This window comes from Streptococcus sp. oral taxon 431, assembly GCF_023115445.1.
Classification (GTDB): Bacteria; Bacillota; Bacilli; order Lactobacillales; family Streptococcaceae; genus Streptococcus.
Window position 1 is genome coordinate 46821 of the sequence record NZ_JALDUI010000004.1, and the last position, 18276, is coordinate 65096.

The 18276-nt window shown below is 41.3% G+C and carries 14 protein-coding genes; 13 read left to right on the top strand and 1 reads right to left on the bottom strand.

The annotated features are described in order from the left end of the window. Window positions 1-23: 23 nt before the first annotated feature. From trkA to M1R56_RS03800, 9 genes are all read left to right on the top strand, one after another. Window positions 24-1373: a Trk system potassium transporter TrkA gene (gene trkA / locus M1R56_RS03760; RefSeq protein ID WP_248034658.1), complete on the top strand. Its 1350-nt coding sequence runs from the start codon at window positions 24-26 to the stop codon at window positions 1371-1373. Window positions 1374-1376: 3 nt separating this feature from the next. Continuing rightward, window positions 1377-2816, top strand: a complete 1440-nt coding sequence (locus M1R56_RS03765; protein ID WP_248034659.1) for a TrkH family potassium uptake protein — start codon at window positions 1377-1379, stop codon at window positions 2814-2816. A gap of 150 nt (window positions 2817-2966) precedes the next feature. Continuing rightward, on the top strand, window positions 2967-3599 hold the full coding sequence (locus M1R56_RS03770) for a hypothetical protein (RefSeq protein ID WP_248034660.1): 633 nt from the start codon (window positions 2967-2969) through the stop codon (window positions 3597-3599). Window positions 3600-3659: 60 nt separating this feature from the next. Then, window positions 3660-4352, top strand: coding sequence for a CPBP family intramembrane glutamic endopeptidase (locus M1R56_RS03775; RefSeq protein ID WP_248034661.1), 693 nt, complete (start codon window positions 3660-3662; stop codon window positions 4350-4352). Window positions 4353-4706: 354 nt separating this feature from the next. Next, complete coding sequence (arcA, locus tag M1R56_RS03780; RefSeq protein WP_075232048.1) at window positions 4707-5936, top strand: arginine deiminase; 1230 nt, start codon at window positions 4707-4709, stop codon at window positions 5934-5936. 67 nt (window positions 5937-6003) lie between these two features. Further along, window positions 6004-7017, top strand: coding sequence for an ornithine carbamoyltransferase (gene argF / locus M1R56_RS03785; RefSeq protein WP_248034733.1), 1014 nt, complete (start codon window positions 6004-6006; stop codon window positions 7015-7017). A 258-nt stretch (window positions 7018-7275) separates the two neighbouring features. Next, on the top strand, window positions 7276-8223 hold the full coding sequence (gene arcC / locus M1R56_RS03790) for a carbamate kinase (protein ID WP_248034662.1): 948 nt from the start codon (window positions 7276-7278) through the stop codon (window positions 8221-8223). Window positions 8224-8316: 93 nt separating this feature from the next. Next, window positions 8317-9825, top strand: a complete 1509-nt coding sequence (locus tag M1R56_RS03795) for a YfcC family protein (RefSeq protein WP_248034663.1) — start codon at window positions 8317-8319, stop codon at window positions 9823-9825. Window positions 9826-9843: 18 nt separating this feature from the next. Beyond that, complete coding sequence (locus M1R56_RS03800; protein WP_248034664.1) at window positions 9844-11172, top strand: dipeptidase; 1329 nt, start codon at window positions 9844-9846, stop codon at window positions 11170-11172. Window positions 11173-11805: 633 nt separating this feature from the next. Here M1R56_RS03800 and M1R56_RS03805 read toward each other — a convergent pair. Then, window positions 11806-13350 carry a peptide chain release factor 3 gene (locus M1R56_RS03805; RefSeq protein WP_248034665.1) on the bottom strand — a complete coding sequence of 515 codons (1545 nt, stop codon included), beginning with the start codon at window positions 13348-13350 and terminating at the stop codon, window positions 11806-11808. A gap of 212 nt (window positions 13351-13562) precedes the next feature. On the opposite strand from M1R56_RS03805, the gene gatC reads away from it, so the two are divergent. The 4 genes from gatC (at window position 13563) to M1R56_RS03825 (ending at window position 17942) form a co-directional block, all read left to right on the top strand. Then, the gene (gene gatC, locus M1R56_RS03810; RefSeq protein ID WP_248034666.1) at window positions 13563-13865 is read left to right on the top strand and encodes an Asp-tRNA(Asn)/Glu-tRNA(Gln) amidotransferase subunit GatC; all 303 of its coding nucleotides are present in this window, start codon (window positions 13563-13565) and stop codon (window positions 13863-13865) included. After that, entirely contained in the window at window positions 13865-15331 is a 1467-nt protein-coding gene (gene gatA, locus M1R56_RS03815) for an Asp-tRNA(Asn)/Glu-tRNA(Gln) amidotransferase subunit GatA (RefSeq protein WP_248034667.1), read from the top strand. The genes gatC and gatA overlap by 1 nt, the downstream gene beginning before the upstream one ends. Further along, on the top strand, window positions 15331-16773 hold the full coding sequence (gene gatB, locus M1R56_RS03820; RefSeq protein WP_248034668.1) for an Asp-tRNA(Asn)/Glu-tRNA(Gln) amidotransferase subunit GatB: 1443 nt from the start codon (window positions 15331-15333) through the stop codon (window positions 16771-16773). Before gatA ends, gatB begins: the two co-directional genes overlap by 1 nt. Before the next feature lie 125 nt (window positions 16774-16898). Then, entirely contained in the window at window positions 16899-17942 is a 1044-nt protein-coding gene (locus tag M1R56_RS03825; RefSeq protein WP_248034669.1) for a 2,3-butanediol dehydrogenase, read from the top strand. The last annotated feature ends 334 nt before the right edge of the window (window positions 17943-18276 follow it).

Sequence of the window (18276 nt, forward strand, 5' to 3'; positions counted from 1 at the left end):
TTGAAAAAGTAGGTTATTTAAGTATGAAGATTATTCTTGTCGGAGGGGGGAAAGTTGGTTCTGCCCTTTGTCGTTCACTTGTCGCTGACAATCATGATGTTGTCCTCATTGAACAGAACGAAACGGTTCTTAATTATATGACAAGCCGTTTTGATATTATTGGAATTGCAGGTAATGGGGCTGACTTTGCCATGCTAGAAGCTGCCAATGTTCAAGACTGCGATATTTTCATTGCTATGACTCAATATGACGAGGTCAATATGGTCTCTGCTGTCTTAGCTAAAAAGATGGGGGCTAAAGAAACCATCGTCCGTGTCCGCAATCCTGAGTATTCCAACCCTTACTTTAAAGAAAAAAATATTCTCGGATTTTCTCTTATTGTCAATCCAGAACTCCTTGCAGCTCGTGCTATTGCTAATATCATCGATTTCCCAAATGCTCTTTCTGTTGAGCGTTTTGCAGGTGGTTTGGTTAGTTTGATGGAATTCAAGGTTCGAATTGATAGTAATATTTGTCAGATGTCTATTGCTGATTTCCGTAAAAAGTTTGGTAATGTTATCGTTTGTGCCATTGAGCGCGATCATAAGCTCATGATTCCAAGTGGGGATATGGTCCTCCAAGATAAGGATCGGATCTTTGTTACAGGTAACCGTGTAGACATGATGCTTTTTCATAACTATGTCAAATCTCGTGTCGTTAAAAGTTTACTCATTATTGGAGCTGGAAAAATCGCTTACTACCTTGTTGGTATTTTGAAAGATAGCCGTATTGATACCAAGGTCATTGAGCTTAATCCAGATCGTGCAGCATTTTTCAGTCAAAAATATCCAAAACTCTATATTGTGCAAGGTGATGGAACCGCAAAAGATATCCTCCTAGAAGAAAGCGCCCAACACTACGATGCTGTCGCAACTCTCACTGGCGTTGACGAAGAAAACATTATTACATCTATGTTCTTAGATAGTGTTGGTGTTCAGAAAAACATCACCAAGGTCAATCGAACTAGCCTTTTAGAGATTATCCATGCACCTGAGTTTTCTAGTATTATCACACCAAAAACCATCGCTGTAGATGCTATCATGCACTTTATCCACGGTCGTGCTAATGCCCAATATTCAGACCTTCAAGCTATGCACCACCTTGCAAATGGACAGGTTGAGACACTTCAATTCCTCATCAAGGAAGCCAATAAAATGACTGGCAAACCTTTGTCTCAACTTAAATTCAAAAAAGATTTGTTGATCGCTGCTATTATTCGTAATGGGAAAACCATCTTCCCAACTGGTGAAGATAGCCTTCAAGTCGGTGATAAACTAGTGGTTATCACGCTACTGTCAAATATCACCAAGATTTACGATTTGCTAGAGAGGTAAGCCATGAATAGAAGTATGGTACGCTTTCTTCTTGCTAAGCTACTCTTGATTGAGGCTGGTCTACTCTTAGTTCCAGTTAGCATTGCTATTTATTATCGAGAATCGAGTCAAGTTTTTACAGCTCTTTTCTCTACCATCGGAATCCTTGTTGTTCTAGGTCTTCTGGGAATTATCAGTAAGCCTAAAAAACAGCGAATCTATGCAAAAGAAGGGGTCTTAATTGTTGCTCTCTGTTGGATTCTCTGGTCATTCTTTGGTGCCCTTCCATTTGTCTTTTCAGGACAAATTCCCAATATGATAGACGCCTTCTTTGAGATTAGTTCCGGCTTCACAACAACGGGAGCAACCATCTTAAATGACGTTTCTGTCTTAAGCCGTTCGCTTCTATTTTGGAGAAGTTTCACCCACCTCATCGGAGGGATGGGGGTGCTGGTTTTTGCCCTAGCTATCATGGACAATGCAAAAAACAGTCACTTAGAGGTTATGAAGGCAGAGGTTCCTGGACCAGTATTTGGTAAGGTTGTATCTAAGCTAAAAAATACAGCTCAAATCCTTTATATCCTCTACCTGGCTATGTTTGCCCTTTTTGTGGTTATTTATTACCTTGCTGGGATGCCACTCTACGATAGTTTTGTCATCGCTATGGGTACTGCTGGTACAGGTGGCTTTACTGTTTATAATGATGGAATTGCCCACTATCACAGTTCTCTCATTACCTATCTGACAAGTATCGGAGTTTTGATGTTTGGTGTCAATTTCAACCTCTACTACTATCTCATGCTCCGTCGTATTAAGGAATTCTTTTTTGATGAAGAACTCCGAGCCTATCTCTTGATTGTAGCCATATCAACTGGCTTAATCACGCTTAACACACTCCACCTCTATAGCGGAGTTTCACAAAGCTTTGAGATGGCTTTCTTCCAAGTATCTAACATCATTACCACTACCGGTTTTGGATATGGAGATATCACGAACTGGCCTTTGTTTTCTCAATACATCTTGCTAATGCTGATGGCAATCGGTGGTTCTGCCGGCTCCACTGCAGGTGGTCTCAAGGTTATCCGCGGAGTCATCCTATCTAAAATTGCTAAAAATCAAGTCTTGTCTACCATATCACCTCACCGTGTGTTGACCCTCCAGGTCAATCAAACGGTTATTGATAAGGATACCCAGCACAAGATTCTGAAGTACTTTGTGGTTTATATCATGATTTTACTCAGTTTGATTTTCATCGTCAGTTTAGATACCAATAATTTAATGGTTGTTACGAGTGCTGTTTTCAGTTGTTTTAACAATATCGGTCCTATTTTAGGAACAACTGCAAGTTTCTCAATTTTTAGTCCATTTTCAAAACTTCTGCTATCCTTTGCAATGATTGCAGGACGTCTTGAAATTTATCCAATCATACTGCTCTTTATGAAGCGCACTTGGTCTAAACGTTAGAACACCTATCTCCCCTCTTCAAGGAACCCTTGAAGAGGGATTTTTTAGTTTCAAAAGACAAGACAGCCCTAAAAATCGACAATTGGGAATTTAAGGACTTTTCTCTCCTATCTTTTAGCTATAATAAGAAAAAAATATAGGGGATACTTTATGGAAAAAGTCATGAAATCAATTCGACTACTCTTGTTCTTTGCCTTAATCCAACTGGCACTTTGTAGTTGTATCTTTTGGTCTGGAACGTCTCTGGCCCTTAAACAATCCTGTTTTTATTTTCTACTGGCTTTATTGGGCTTATCTGGGTCTTGTGCCTTTATGCATTATTTATCTAGTCACAACCTGAAAAGAGATAGACTGATTGATAGGAGTCGCTTTATCTTTTTATTTTATAGTATGATGATTGTGGTCAACCTCTGTGGTATTGGACTGGTTCTGTCAGAGAGTATCGTCACTGTTAACTTACTTCAAAAAGAAGCTGTAGAACTCATCCTTCCCTCCTTCTTTTTTCTCTTTGGAGTTGATCTCGTTACCTTTCTCCCCTTGAAAAAATGGAGAAGGTTACAAAAAAATTCCAGTAGCAAGGAAGTGAGATTTGCCGTCATCATCATTTCTATTTTAATCTTCCTACGTAATCCAATCACCATTTTATCGATTGCTTTTTATATTGGCCTTGGTGCTCTATTTCTCAGTTTTTTATTCCCCAAAAATTTGAGACAGGAGGTATCATTCTACGGTCATTTGATTCGGGATATTCTATTTGTCGTCTGTACTTTCCTCTTATGGTAACAAATAGAATCCTCTCAGCAATTGTGTTATAATTAGATAAAAATTTTAGGAGACCTATCAATGAACTTTTTTAAAGATTTTCGTAAACGACTCGCGTGGTTTGGGATTTTGTTAGTATCCATCGTTCTCTCTCAAATCCCGATGCAAACTCTAGCTCTGCTAGCAATAAGTCAGATTGATCCTATATGGTCATCACTTATCGTAGCTCTTATTTCGATTCTTGTGCTTGCTATCTTTTTATACGGAGCCCATAAGAGTAAGTTACTAGTATTTAAGCCTAAACTCTTAACGATTAATGATCTTCCTCGTATTGTTTTGAGTTATTTGACAATCTTTGTTGGAAATCTTGTAGGTGGCATCTGGTTACAACTCATAAAACAAACAACAACTTCTAATCAGCAAGTAATCAACAACCTTATTTCCGAAAGCTCTCTGATTAGCAGTTTCTTCCTCATCGTTTTAATCGCACCTATTTGTGAAGAAATCATCTGTCGCGGGATTATTCCTACCAAACTCTTCCAAGGCTACGAAAAGTTTGGCTATGTCATTGGTTGGTTGATCTTCCTCCTTGCGCACAGACCTTCTAATCTCCCTTCCGTTTTGATTTATGGCTGGATGTCTGCTGTCCTCACTTGGACTGCTTATCGTACCAGACGTTTGGAAATGTCTATCTCGATCCATATGCTACTTAATAGTATCAGTTTCATCTTACTGGCACTCTTTACAATTTTTATGAAAAATTTCGGTATCTAATACCCAACTATTCTTCCCTTAGGCTAGATCAATCTCCTAGTCTAAGGGATTTTTTTATTTCAACAAACTTTCCACCTCAGAAAATCCACTTTTTTCTACTATCTCAAAAATTTTTTTAAAAAATTTTAAAAATATTTTTATGCATAAATTTTATAGAATATAAAAATAAGTTAACTTAACATGTATATTTGTGAATATTCTTATAAAAAAATGTAAGAAATCCTTTAAAATAGCCATTTTAAAGCCTTTTAGGCCTTATCATATCCCTTGTAATGCATATTAAATTGTGATACTATTAGCTTGTAAGCGATACCAATATCATTTGGTACACACGAGAAAAAAAGGAGGATACACATGTCTTCACATCCAATTCATGTTTTCTCAGAAATTGGGAAACTGAAAAAAGTTATGTTGCACCGTCCGGGTCAAGAATTAGAAAACTTGATGCCTGATCACCTTGAGAGGTTGCTCTTTGATGACATCCCATTTTTAGCAGATGCCCAAAGTGAACACGACGCCTTTGCTCAAGCACTCCGTGACGAAGGAATCGAAGTGCTCTATCTTGAACAATTGGCTGCTGAATCATTAACTTCTCCAGAAATACGCGACCAGTTCATCGAAGAATATCTCAACGAAGCAAATATTCGTGGTCGACAAACTAAAAATGCCATCCGAAAACTGCTTCATGATATTGACGACAATCTTGAACTGATCAAGAAAACAATGGCAGGTGTTCAAAAAGTTGAATTGCCTGACATCCCTGAAGAAGGCAAAGGATTAACTGACTTGGTTGAATCTGACTATCCATTTGCCATCGATCCAATGCCAAACCTTTACTTCACCCGCGACCCATTTGCGACTATCGGGAATGCAGTATCACTTAATCACATGTACGCCGATACACGCAATCGCGAAACACTTTATGGTAAGTACATCTTCAAGCATCACCCAATTTATGGTGGTAAAGTAGAGCTCATCTATAACCGTGAAGAAACTACTCGGATTGAAGGTGGAGATGAACTTGTTCTTTCAAAAGATGTCCTAGCAGTTGGGATCTCTCAACGGACTGATGCCGCTTCTATCGAAAAACTTTTGGTTAATATCTTCAAAAAGAAGGTTGGCTTCAAGAAAGTTTTGGCTTTTGAATTTTCAAACAGCCGTAAGTTCATGCACTTGGATACTGTCTTCACCATGGTAGACTATGACAAATTTACAATCCACCCAGAAATCCAAGGCAATCTTCGCGTCTATTCCGTCACTTACGAAAATGAAGAACTCAAGATTGTTGAAGAAAAAGGAGATTTGGCAGAGCTCCTTGCTCAAAACCTTGGTTTAGAAAAAGTTACACTCATTCCTTGTGGTGATGGGAATATCGTTGCAGCTGCTCGTGAACAATGGAATGATGGCTCTAACACACTCGCTATCGCACCAGGTGTCGTAGTCGTTTATGAACGCAACACTGTGACCAATAAGAAACTTGAAGAACATGGACTTCGTCTCATTAAGATTCGCGGCAGGGAGTTGGTACGCGGTCGTGGTGGACCTCGTTGTATGTCAATGCCGTTTGAACGCGAAGACATTTAAATTCTTCCTATTTCTGCCTAGCATCTGCTAGCAGAATCATGCTTGTTAGAAAAGGATATATAGAATGATACATTCAGTATTTCAAGGAAGAAGTTTTCTAGCTGAAAAAGATTTTACCCGTGCAGAGCTCGAATATTTGATTGGACTTTCAGCTCACTTGAAGGATCTTAAAAAACGAAACATCGAACACCGCTATCTAGCTGGTAAAAATATTGCTCTTTTATTCGAAAAAACTTCTACCCGTACACGCGCAGCATTCACAACTGCTGCAATCGATCTTGGTGCACATCCAGAATACCTAGGGGCCAACGATATTCAACTAGGTAAAAAAGAAACTACGGAAGATACCGCAAAAGTTTTGGGACGGATGTTTGATGGTATTGAATTCCGTGGTTTTAGTCAAGATATGGTTGAAGAATTAGCTGAATTCTCTGGCGTTCCTGTTTGGAATGGCTTGACGGATAAATGGCACCCAACTCAAATGCTTGCAGACTACTTGACAGTACTAGAAAATTTCGGACATCTTGAAGGTTTGACATTGGTTTACTGTGGTGACGGTCGTAACAATGTTGCCAATAGCCTTCTAGTAACAGGAGCGATCCTTGGTGTGAACGTTCATGTCTTTTCACCAAAAGAACTCTTCCCAGATCAAGCAGTTGTTGCACTGGCTGAGGGATATGCCAAAGAAAGTGGGGCTCACATCCTCATCACAGAAGATGCTGATCAAGCTGTAAAAGGGGCTGATGTCCTTTACACTGATGTTTGGGTATCTATGGGCGAAGAAGATAAGTTTGCAGAACGCGTCGCTTTGCTAAAACCTTACCAAGTCAATATGGATCTTGTTAAAAAAGCAGGCAATGAAAACTTAATCTTCCTCCACTGCTTACCAGCCTTTCATGATACGAACACAATCTACGGCAGACAAGTAGCTGAGAAATTTGGCGTAAAAGAAATGGAAGTAACTGATGAGGTCTTCCATAGCAAATATGCTCGTCAGTTTGATCAAGCAGAAAATCGTATGCACACCATCAAAGCCGTTATGGCTGCTACACTAGGAAATCTCTACATTCCTAAAGTGTGATACCGACTATAAGAAACAGCTTAGGGGCTGAGACTAATGTTTTAGTCCGGTCCCTTTTTGTAATAGTTCCGAGCTCTGAGTTGGAATTCACCAATAGTCACCATTCAAGCAAAAACCTCATAACAAGTAACTGTCTTCCAGTTATTCGCATTTCGAAATTCCAACTCAACTCGCCCCTACAAACTCTTTCTTCTCAATTTCCAAATCCAAGCTTTTAGCCAAAATTGGCTTTTGTTCATCCAAAAGAAAGGAGCGCTCATGTCTCATCGTAAAATCGTTGTCGCTCTTGGAGGAAATGCCATTCTTTCCACAGATCCATCTGCTCAAGCTCAAGAAGCCGCTCTGGCAGAAACAGCACGCCATCTGGTGAAACTCATCCAAAATGGTGATGAATTGATTATCACCCATGGCAATGGACCGCAAGTTGGTAACCTTCTCCTCCAACACCTAGCAGCGAATTCCGAAAAAAATCCTGCCTTTCCTCTCGATTCACTTGTTGCTATGACTGAGGGTAGCATCGGTTTTTGGCTCCAGAATGCTCTGGAAAATGCTTTACAGGATATTCATCTTGATAAAACTGTCGTTTCTGTTGTCACACAAGTTGTCGTGGACAAGAATGATCCTGCCTTTCTCAATCCAAGTAAACCCATTGGTCCATTCTACTCAGAAGAAGAGGCTAAAGCAGAAAGCGAAAAAACTGGAGCCAACTTTAAAGAAGATGCAGGACGTGGCTGGCGTAAGGTAGTGGCTTCTCCAAAACCTGTTTATATCAAAGAAATCGATAGTATACGCGCACTCTTAGATAAGGGACAAATTGTCATCGCAGCAGGCGGTGGAGGTATTCCTGTAACCAAAAACGAAAACGGTTACTTCTCAGGGGTAGAAGCTGTCATCGATAAGGATTTTGCATCGCAATGCTTGGCAGAGCTAGTCGAAGCAGATCTCTTCATCATTTTAACCGGCGTAGATTATGCTTATGTCAACTATAACAAACCAAATCAAGAAAAGTTGGAGCGAGTAACTGTTAACCGACTTCAAGAATACATCCAAGAGGGGCAATTTGCTCCTGGTAGTATGCTACCAAAAATCCAAGCTGCCATTGATTTTGTAACCAATCGTCCAGCAGGAAAAGCCGTCATCACTTCCCTCAGCAATTTGGGAGCCTTGATTGAATCTGATAGCGGGACAATCATCGTGAAAGAATAATAGTTTAGTCATACCTTTCAAGAAAGTTTAGTCAGCACTCTTGCCACATCATTCGTTTTTATACTGTGTGACATAGTTTAGGAGGAAAAACAAATGAGTGAAAATAAAAAAAGGTTTCAAATGCCCTCATCATACACTGTTTTGATCATCATCATTGCCATTATGGCATTTTTGACCTGGGTCATTCCTGCAGGTAAGTATGATACCAATGAAGCAGGTAACCTCATCGCAGGTACCTATCAAACTGTTGACTCAAATCCTCAAGGGATTTACGATATCCTCATGGCACCAATTCGTGCCATGCTCGGTCACGAACCAACTAGCGCAGCCATCGATGTTGCCTTCTTTATCCTTATGGTCGGAGGTTTCCTTGGTGTTGTAAACGCTACTGGTACACTCGATGTAGGGATTGCCTCCATCGTAAAAAAATACAAGGGCCGCGAAAAAATGTTGATTCTCATCCTCATGCCCCTCTTCGCACTTGGAGGAACTACCTATGGTATGGGGGAAGAAACCATGGCTTTCTACCCCCTTCTTATTCCTGTAATGATGGCAGTTGGTTTTGACAGTATCACTGCCGTAGCCATCATCTTACTAGGTTCTCAAGTTGGTTGTTTGGCATCTACATTGAATCCATTTGCTACTGTTATTGCTTCTGATACTGCGGGAATCTCTTCTATGGATGGGGTTATTCTCCGTGTTATCTTCTGGTTTGTAATGACAGGTATCAGCACTTACTTTGTCTATCGTTATGCAGAAAAGATTCAAAAAGATCCTACTAAATCACTCGTTTACGCTCAACGCGAAGAAGATATTAAACACTTTAATGTTTCAGAAAACGATGATGCACCATCTACTTTGAGCAAGAAACAAAAACATGTCCTCGCTTTATTTGTATTAACCTTTATCATTATGATTGCAAGTTTCATCCCTTGGGTTGATTTGCATGTTACTGTATTTGAAGACTTCAAGAATTGGTTAATCGGACTTCCTGTAATTGGAGGAGTTATCGGTTCATCTGCTCTACCATTTGGTAGCTGGTATTTCCCTGAAGGCGCTATGCTCTTTGCCGTTATGGGGATTTTGATCGGTGTTGTCTATGGTCTCAAAGAAAGCAAGATTGTCTCAACCTTCCTAACTGGTGCTGCAGATTTGCTTTCAGTAGCCTTGATTTGTGCGGTTGCTCGTGGTATCCAAGTTATCATGAACGATGGTATGATTACTGCAACCATCCTACACTGGGGTGAAGTTGGCCTTCAAGGTCTTTCTCCTCAAATCTTCATCGTATTGACCTATATCTTCTACCTACCTATGTCCTTCCTCATTCCTTCTTCATCTGGTCTTGCCAGTGCAACTATGGGTATCATGGCTCCTCTTGGAGAGTTCGTCAATGTTAAAGCAAGCCTGATCGTCACTGCCTACCAATCTGCTTCTGGTGTCCTTAACCTTGTGACTCCTACTTCAGGTATTGTCATGGGAGCTCTTGCTCTTGGTCGTGTCAGCCTTGGAACTTGGTGGAAATTTGTCGGAAAACTTGTCATCGTCATTGTCGTTGCAAGTATTCTACTTCTTATCTTAGGTACCTTTGTGCCATTCTTATAGTCAAAAGGGGAAATACGGATGAAATCCTATATTACAGAATCAATCAAAGAGGATTTTCTTCAAAGTTTGAAAACAATCATCTCTTATCCTTCTGTTCTCAATGAAGGTGAAAATGGCACTCCCTTTGGTCAAGCAATTCAAGATATCCTGAAAAAAACGCTGGACTTGTGTCAAGAACTTGGTTTTAAAACCTACCTTGATCCTCAAGGATATTATGGGTATGCAGAAGTTGGTGAGGGGGATCTCCTTGCCATCCTCTGCCACCTAGATGTAGTTCCTGCAGGCGATTTGACAGACTGGGAAACTCCTCCATTTGTAGCTAGTATCAGAGATGGGAGGGTTTATGGTCGGGGTTCTCAGGATGATAAAGGACCTTCTCTTGCAGCCCTTTACGCAGTCAAAAGCCTGCTTGACCAAGGAATTCAATTCAAAAAACAGGTTCGGTTCATATTTGGCACTGATGAAGAAACACTTTGGCGTTGTATGGCAAGATATAATGCCATTGAAGAGCAAGCCAGCATGGGATTTGCTCCTGACTCATCATTCCCATTAACCTATGCAGAAAAAGGACTCCTTCAAGTCAAACTTCATGGACCTGGATCAGAACAACTCGCCTTAGATGTAGGTGGAGCTTTCAATGTCGTTCCTGATAAGGCAACCTATCAAGGACCACTTATGGATCAGATCCAGGCAGGCCTAATAGCTGCTGGCTACGATTATCAACAAAATGACCAGAACCTTACTGTTCTAGGAGTATCTAAGCATGCCAAGGATGCTAGCCAAGGGACTAATGCAGTCATTCGACTAGCCACCGTCCTTGATTCTATTCAATCCCATCCTGCACTTACATTTCTTGCCAAAGAAGTTGGTCAGGATGGTCAAGGAAAAGGAATCTTTGGTGATATCAGCGACCAGCCTTCTGGACATTTATCCTTTAATGTGGCCGCCTTGACCATTACTCCCGAAAGTTCTGAGATTCGAATCGATATCCGAATCCCAGTCCTTGCAGACAAGGATGCCCTTGTTCATCAGCTGAAAGAGCGCGCAAAAGCTTACCAACTTAGCTACCAAGAATTTGACTACCTAGCGCCACTTTACGTAGCAAGAGATAGTATGCTCGTCACTACTCTCATGCAGGTTTATGAAGAAAAAACTGGTGACAAGAGTCCCGCTCTATCGTCTGGTGGTGCAACCTTTGCACGTACGATGCCAAACTGTGTCGCTTTTGGCGCCCTCTTCCCAGGAAGAGAGCAAACAGAACACCAAGCAAATGAATATGCTATCTTAGATGATCTCTATCATGCTATGGATATCTATGCTGAAGCTGTTTACCGATTAGCGACCTAAAAGACCTCCTAAACTCCGTCCCACATTGGGGCGGAGTTTTAGGAAAATTCTAAATAGCAAGCTACAACAAAAGCCAAGGAAGGGATTTTCTTGGCTTTTTGCAATAGTTTTAAGGTAAGTTCACAACTCAGATACTCTTTTTCACTACGACACGGAGTTTTTCAAATCGATTCTATTTGGCAAACGAAGTTAGTAAGATAGTGAGGCAACTCTATTAGGTCTTTCCTTAATCTTCTTAGATTGTTACACAACCACATAAATTTACTGAACTACGACACGAAGAGGCAGAAACGCTGATAAGTTAACGATCGTTAGGCAGACCATTTTTGAATTGTTATGACGAAAAAGCCCACGAATCGAAACTATTCGTGGACTTTGCCTAGTGAAGCGTTTAGGTGAACTGCCATAACGGTTACCGTTTATTAAATTACGACACGAAGTTTGGCAAATCGATTATATTTGCCAAACGAAGTTAGTAAGACAGTTAGCTAGTTCGCTTCCTTTCTGTTACGACGTAAAGTTTTACGAATCGATTATATTCGTAAAACTTTACTAGTGGAGCGCCTAGCCAAGTTCCATAGAAACTTGGCGTTAGTTACTTAGATTGTTACACAATCAAGTAACTTTGGCGATCTACATCTTTTCTTCTAACTCCACGTCTGGATACTTGTCCGCAAACCAGCGGAGGGCAAAGTCATTCTCAAAGAGGAAGACTGGCTGGTCAAAACGGTCTTTAGCCAAGATATTGCGACTTGATGACATCCGTTCATCTAAGTCCTCAGGCTTGATCCAACGAACAGTCTTTTTACCCATTGGACTCATGACTACTTCCGCATTGTACTCACCTTCCATACGGTGCTTAAAGACTTCAAACTGGAGTTGCCCCACAGCCCCTAGCATGTACTCACCTGTTTGGTAATTCTTATAAAGCTGAACGGCTCCTTCTTGCACCAATTGCTCAATCCCCTTGTGGAAGGATTTCTGCTTCATGACATTCTTAGCAGAAACTTTCATAAAAATCTCAGGGGTAAAGGTTGGTAGCGGTTCAAACTCAAACTTATTTTTTCCAACTGTCAAGGTATCCCCAACCTGATAAGTACCTGTATCGTAAACTCCGATTATATCTCCTGCCACGGCATTGGTCACATTCTCACGACTTTCCGCCATAAACTGAGTGACATTCGAAAGTTTAGCACCCTTACCAGTACGAGGCAGATTGACACTCATCCCACGCTCAAATTCACCTGATACGATACGGACAAAGGCGATACGGTCACGGTGACGAGGGTCCATGTTGGCTTGGATTTTAAAGACAAATCCTGAAAAATCCTTGTCGTAAGGATCCACAATTTCACCGTCTGTTTTCTTGTGTCCATGTGGTTCTGGAGCAAACTTAAGGAAGGTTTCAAGGAAGGTCTGCACACCAAAGTTTGTCAAAGCTGAACCAAAGAAGACTGGTGTCAATTCTCCAGCCAGAATAGCTTCCTCTGAAAACTCATTTCCAGCTTCATTCAAAAGCTCAATATCATCCTTGACTTGCTCGTAGAAAGGATTGCTGCCAAAAAGCTCGTCCCCATCTTCTAGACTAGCGAAACGTTCATCCCCCTTGTAGAGTTCCAAGCGTTGGTTATAAAGGTCATACAAACCTTCAAAAGCTTTCCCCATCCCGATTGGCCAGTTCATAGGATAGCTCGCAATGCCTAGAACTTCTTCTAATTCTTGCAAGAGATCCAAAGGCTCACGACCGTCACGGTCCAGCTTGTTCATAAAGGTAAAGACGGGAATGCCACGATGTTTCACAACCTCAAACAATTTCTTGGTTTGGGCCTCGATACCTTTTGCAGAGTCCACGACCATGACCGCAGCATCCACCGCCATCAAAGTCCGATAAGTATCTTCTGAAAAGTCCTCGTGCCCTGGGGTGTCTAGGATATTGACACGCTTACCATCGTAGTCAAATTGCATCACAGATGAAGTAACCGAAATCCCACGTTGCTTCTCGATATCCATCCAGTCAGACTTGGCAAAAGTCCCTGTTTTCTTTCCTTTTACGGTACCAGCCTCACGAATCTCGCCTCCAAAGTAGAGCAACTGCTCAGTAATGGTTGTTTTCCCCGCGTCAGGGTGGGAGATGATAGCAAAGGTACGACGTTTCTTAATTTCTTCTTGAATATTCATAAGTTCTCTTTCTCTGATTCTCTATTTTTCTTGTTTCAATAGCTAAGAATGATTTCTACATTGGATTTTACCATTCCTTTCAACACTCCATTATATCGGATTTTAGCATTTTTTTCAATTTCTATTTCTTTTCACTTATCCCTCCCTTATTTATAGGAAAATATGGTAAAATAGAACAGATAAATAATCATCATTTCACGAAAGGATGCAAGATGAAAATTACGCAAGAAGAGGTAACACACGTTGCCAATCTTTCAAAATTAAAATTCTCAGAAGAAGAAACTGCTGCCTTTGCGACAACCTTGTCTAAGATTGTTGATATGGTCGAATTGCTGGGCGAAGTTGACACTACTGGTGTTGAACCAACGACTACCATGGCAGATCGCAAGACCGTTCTTCGCCCAGACGTAGCCGAAGAAGGAACTGACCGTGATCGCTTATTTAAAAATGTACCTAAAAAAGACAATTACTATATCAAGGTACCAGCTATCCTGGACGATGGAGGAGATGCCTAATGACTTTTAACAATAAAACGATTGAAGAGTTGCATAATCTCCTTGTATCTAAGGAAATTTCTGCAACCGAACTAACGCAAGCAACGCTTGAAGATATCAAGGCACGTGAAGAAGCTATCAATGCCTTTGTCACTATCGCTGAAGATCAAGCTCTTTCTCAAGCTAAAGCTATTGACGAAACTGGAATTGACGCTGACAATGTCCTTTCAGGAATTCCGCTCGCAGTCAAAGATAATATCTCTACAGACGGTATCCTCACAACTGCAGCCTCAAAAATGCTTTATAACTACGAGCCAATCTTTGATGCGACAGCTGTTGCCAATGCAAAATCTAAGGGCATGATCGTTGTTGGGAAAACCAACATGGACGAGTTTGCCATGGGTGGTTCAGGTGAGACTTCCCACTACGGTGCCACTAAAAATGCTTGGGACCATAGCAAGGTTCCTGGTGGTTCATCAAGTGGTTCTGCTGCAGCTGTAGCCTCAGGCCAAGTTCGCTTATCACTGGGTTCTGATACTGGTGGTTCTATCCGCCAGCCTGCTACCTTCAACGGGATTGTTGGTCTCAAACCAACCTACGGAACAGTTTCTCGTTTCGGTCTCATTGCCTTCGGTAGCTCATTAGATCAAATCGGACCTTTCGCACCAACTGTTAAGGAAAACGCCCTCTTGCTCAACGCTATTGCTAGCGAAGATGCCAAAGACTCTACTTCTGCTCCTATCCGCATTGCCGACTTTACTTCAAAAATCGGGCAAGACATCAAGGGCATGAAAATTGCTTTGCCTAAGGAATATCTTGGTGAAGGGATTGACCCAGAGGTTAAGGAAACCATTCTGAATGCGGCCAAACACTTTGAAAAACTCGGTGCTATCGTCGAAGAAGTCAGCCTTCCTCACTCTAAATACGGTGTTGCCGTTTACTACATCATCGCTTCATCTGAAGCTTCATCAAACTTGCAACGTTTTGACGGTATCCGTTATGGCTATCGTGCAGAGGATGCGACTAATCTTGATGAAATCTATGTAAACAGCCGTAGCCAAGGTTTCGGTGAAGAGGTGAAACGTCGTATCATGCTTGGAACTTTCAGCCTTTCATCAGGTTATTACGACGCCTATTACAAGAAGGCTGGTCAAGTTCGTACCCTCATCATCCAAGATTTTGAAAAAGTCTTTGCGGATTATGACTTGATTTTGGGACCAACTGCTCCTAGCGTTGCCTACGACTTGGATTCGCTCAACCATGATCCAGTTGCTATGTACTTGGCTGACCTCTTGACAATTCCTGTCAACTTAGCTGGTCTACCAGGGATTTCTATTCCTGCTGGATTTGTTCAAGGTCTACCAGTAGGACTCCAATTGATCGGTCCTAAATACTCTGAAGAAACTATCTACCAAGCTGCTGCTGCTTTTGAGGCAACAACAGACTACCACAAACAACAACCTGTGATTTTTGGAGGTGATAACTAATGAACTTTGAAACAGTCATTGGACTTGAAGTCCACGTAGAGCTCAACACCAATTCAAAAATCTTCTCACCTACTTCTGCCCACTTTGGAAATGACCAAAATGCCAACACTAACGTGATTGACTGGTCCTTCCCAGGAGTTCTGCCAGTTCTCAATAAGGGTGTTGTCGATGCTGGTATCAAGGCTGCACTCGCTCTTAACATGGACATCCATAAGAAGATGCACTTTGACCGCAAGAACTACTTCTACCCTGATAATCCTAAAGCCTACCAAATTTCTCAGTTTGATGAACCAATCGGTTACAACGGTTGGATTGAAGTGGAACTAGAAGATGGTACGACTAAGAAAATCGGTATTGAACGTGCTCACTTGGAAGAAGACGCTGGTAAAAACACCCATGGTACAGATGGTTACTCTTATGTTGACCTCAACCGCCAAGGGGTGCCTTTGATTGAAATCGTATCTGAAGCAGACATGCGTTCACCAGAGGAAGCCTATGCTTACCTAACTGCCCTCAAGGAAGTCATCCAGTACGCTGGTATTTCTGACGTCAAGATGGAAGAAGGTTCAATGCGTGTAGATGCTAACATCTCCCTTCGTCCTTATGGTCAAGAAAAATTCGGTACCAAGACTGAATTGAAGAACCTCAACTCCTTCTCAAATGTTCGCAAGGGTCTCGAATACGAAGTTCAACGTCAAGCTGAAATCCTTCGCTCTGGTGGTCAAATTCGCCAAGAAACACGCCGTTACGATGAAGCTAACAAGGCAACCATCCTCATGCGTGTCAAAGAAGGTGCTGCTGACTACCGTTACTTCCCAGAACCAGACCTACCTCTCTTTGAAATTTCTGACGAGTGGATTGAAGAAATGCGTACGGAGTTACCAGAGTTTCCAAAAGAACGCCGTGCGCGCTACGTCTCTGACCTCAGCTTGTCAGACTATGACGCTAGCCAGTTAACTGCAAATAAAGTCACTTCTGATTTCTTTGAAAAAGCTGTCGCCCTCGGTGGTGATGCCAAACAAGTTTCTAACTGGCTCCAAGGTGAAGTCGCTCAATTCTTGAACGCCGAAGGTAAGACACTGGAACAAATCGAATTGACACCTGAAAACTTGGTTGAAATGATTGCTATCATCGAAGATGGTACGATTTCATCTAAGATTGCCAAGAAAGTCTTTGTTCACCTAGCTAAAAATGGTGGTGGAGCGCGTGAATACGTGGAAAAAGCTGGTTTAGTTCAAATCTCAGATCCTGATGTTTTGATTCCAATTATTCATCAAGTCTTTGCGGATAACGAAGCCGCTGTTGCCGACTTCAAGTCAGGAAAACGTAACGCTGACAAGGCCTTCACAGGATTCCTCATGAAAGCGACCAAAGGCCAAGCCAACCCACAAGTCGCCCTCAAGCTACTTGCCCAAGAATTGGCTAAGTTAAAAGAAGATTAATATGTAAAGGAAACCAGCCCTGAGGTTGGTTTTTTCTTGACAAATACTAGGAAAGCGTTTTCAATATTACATGTAAAGTTTCCTAAAAGGAAAACTAAAAATCGCAACGATAAGGAGTTATTCATATGGCTACAATGAAAGCAGCTCGCTGGCATGCAGCAAAAGATGTTCGTATTCAAGAAGTAGAAGTCCCTGAGGTACTTCCGCACCAAGTAAAAGTTGCTGTTAAATTCACAGGAATTTGTGGTACTGACCTCCACGAATTTTTAGATGGCCCTATCTTCATCCCAACAGAAGAACATGTCTATTCTGGTCAAAAAGCACCAGTAACACTGGGACATGAATTTTCTGGTGAAATTGTAGAAGTCGGAAGTGATGTTACTCGTGTTAAAGTTGGTGATCGTGTTGCTGTAGAACCAATTCTAGCTAAGAATAACTTAGTTGGTAATTATAATTTGGATCCAAACCTTAATTTTGTCGGTTTGGCTGCAGACGGTGGATTTGCCAAATATTGTGTTTTAGACGGTGACTTAGTACATGTCATTCCAGATAGCTTAAGCTATGAGCAAGCTGCTCTCACTGAGCCAGCTGCTGTTGCAGTTTATGCAGTTCGTCAATCAGCACTAAAAGCTGGTGATACTGCTGCTGTCTTTGGCTTAGGTCCGATTGGTCTCTTAATTGTAGAAGCTCTTCGTGCAGCGGGTGCTTCTAAGATTTATGCTGTTGAACTATCACCTGAACGTCAAGCAAAAGCTGAAGAGTTAGGAGCTATCGTTGTCCGTCCGGAAAAAGGTGAAACAGCTGTTGAAGCTATTCATCGTTTAACAAACGGTGGTGTAGATGTTTCTTATGAAGTAACGGGTGTGCCAGTAGTTTTAGGACAAGCCTTAGCTGCCGTACATAAAGCAGGTGAGTGCATGGTGGTCTCTATCTGGGAACGAGAAGCAAATATTAATCCGAATGAATTTGCAATCCAAGAAAAGACACTAAAAGGAATCATTGCTTATCGTCATATCTTCCCTAAAGTATTAGAATTGATGGAACAAGGCTACTTCTCTGCTGAAAAATTAGTTACTAAGAAAATTAAATTGGAAAATATCGTCGAAGAAGGCTTTATCGAATTAACTCAAGATAAGTCACAAATTAAAATTTTGGTAGAACCAGAATAAAAATCAATCTTTTTAAGACAATACTAACAGGTCGGAGTAAGCTTACTTCGGCCTTTTGAAATATAATACTCTTCGAAAATCTCTTCAAACCACGTCAGCGTCACATTACCGTATATATGGTTACTGACTTCGTCAGTTCTATCCACAACCTCAAAACAGTGTTTTGAGCAGCCTGCGGCTTGCTTCCTAGTTTGCTCTTTGATTTTCATTGAGTATGAGAAGAAATATAGTGGATACTATTTAACATTAACCACTCCACCTGACTAGGCAATATTCTTTTTCTCCTCTACCATCTCCCAATAACTATTTTGGCTTTATTTCCAGAAGATTTTAT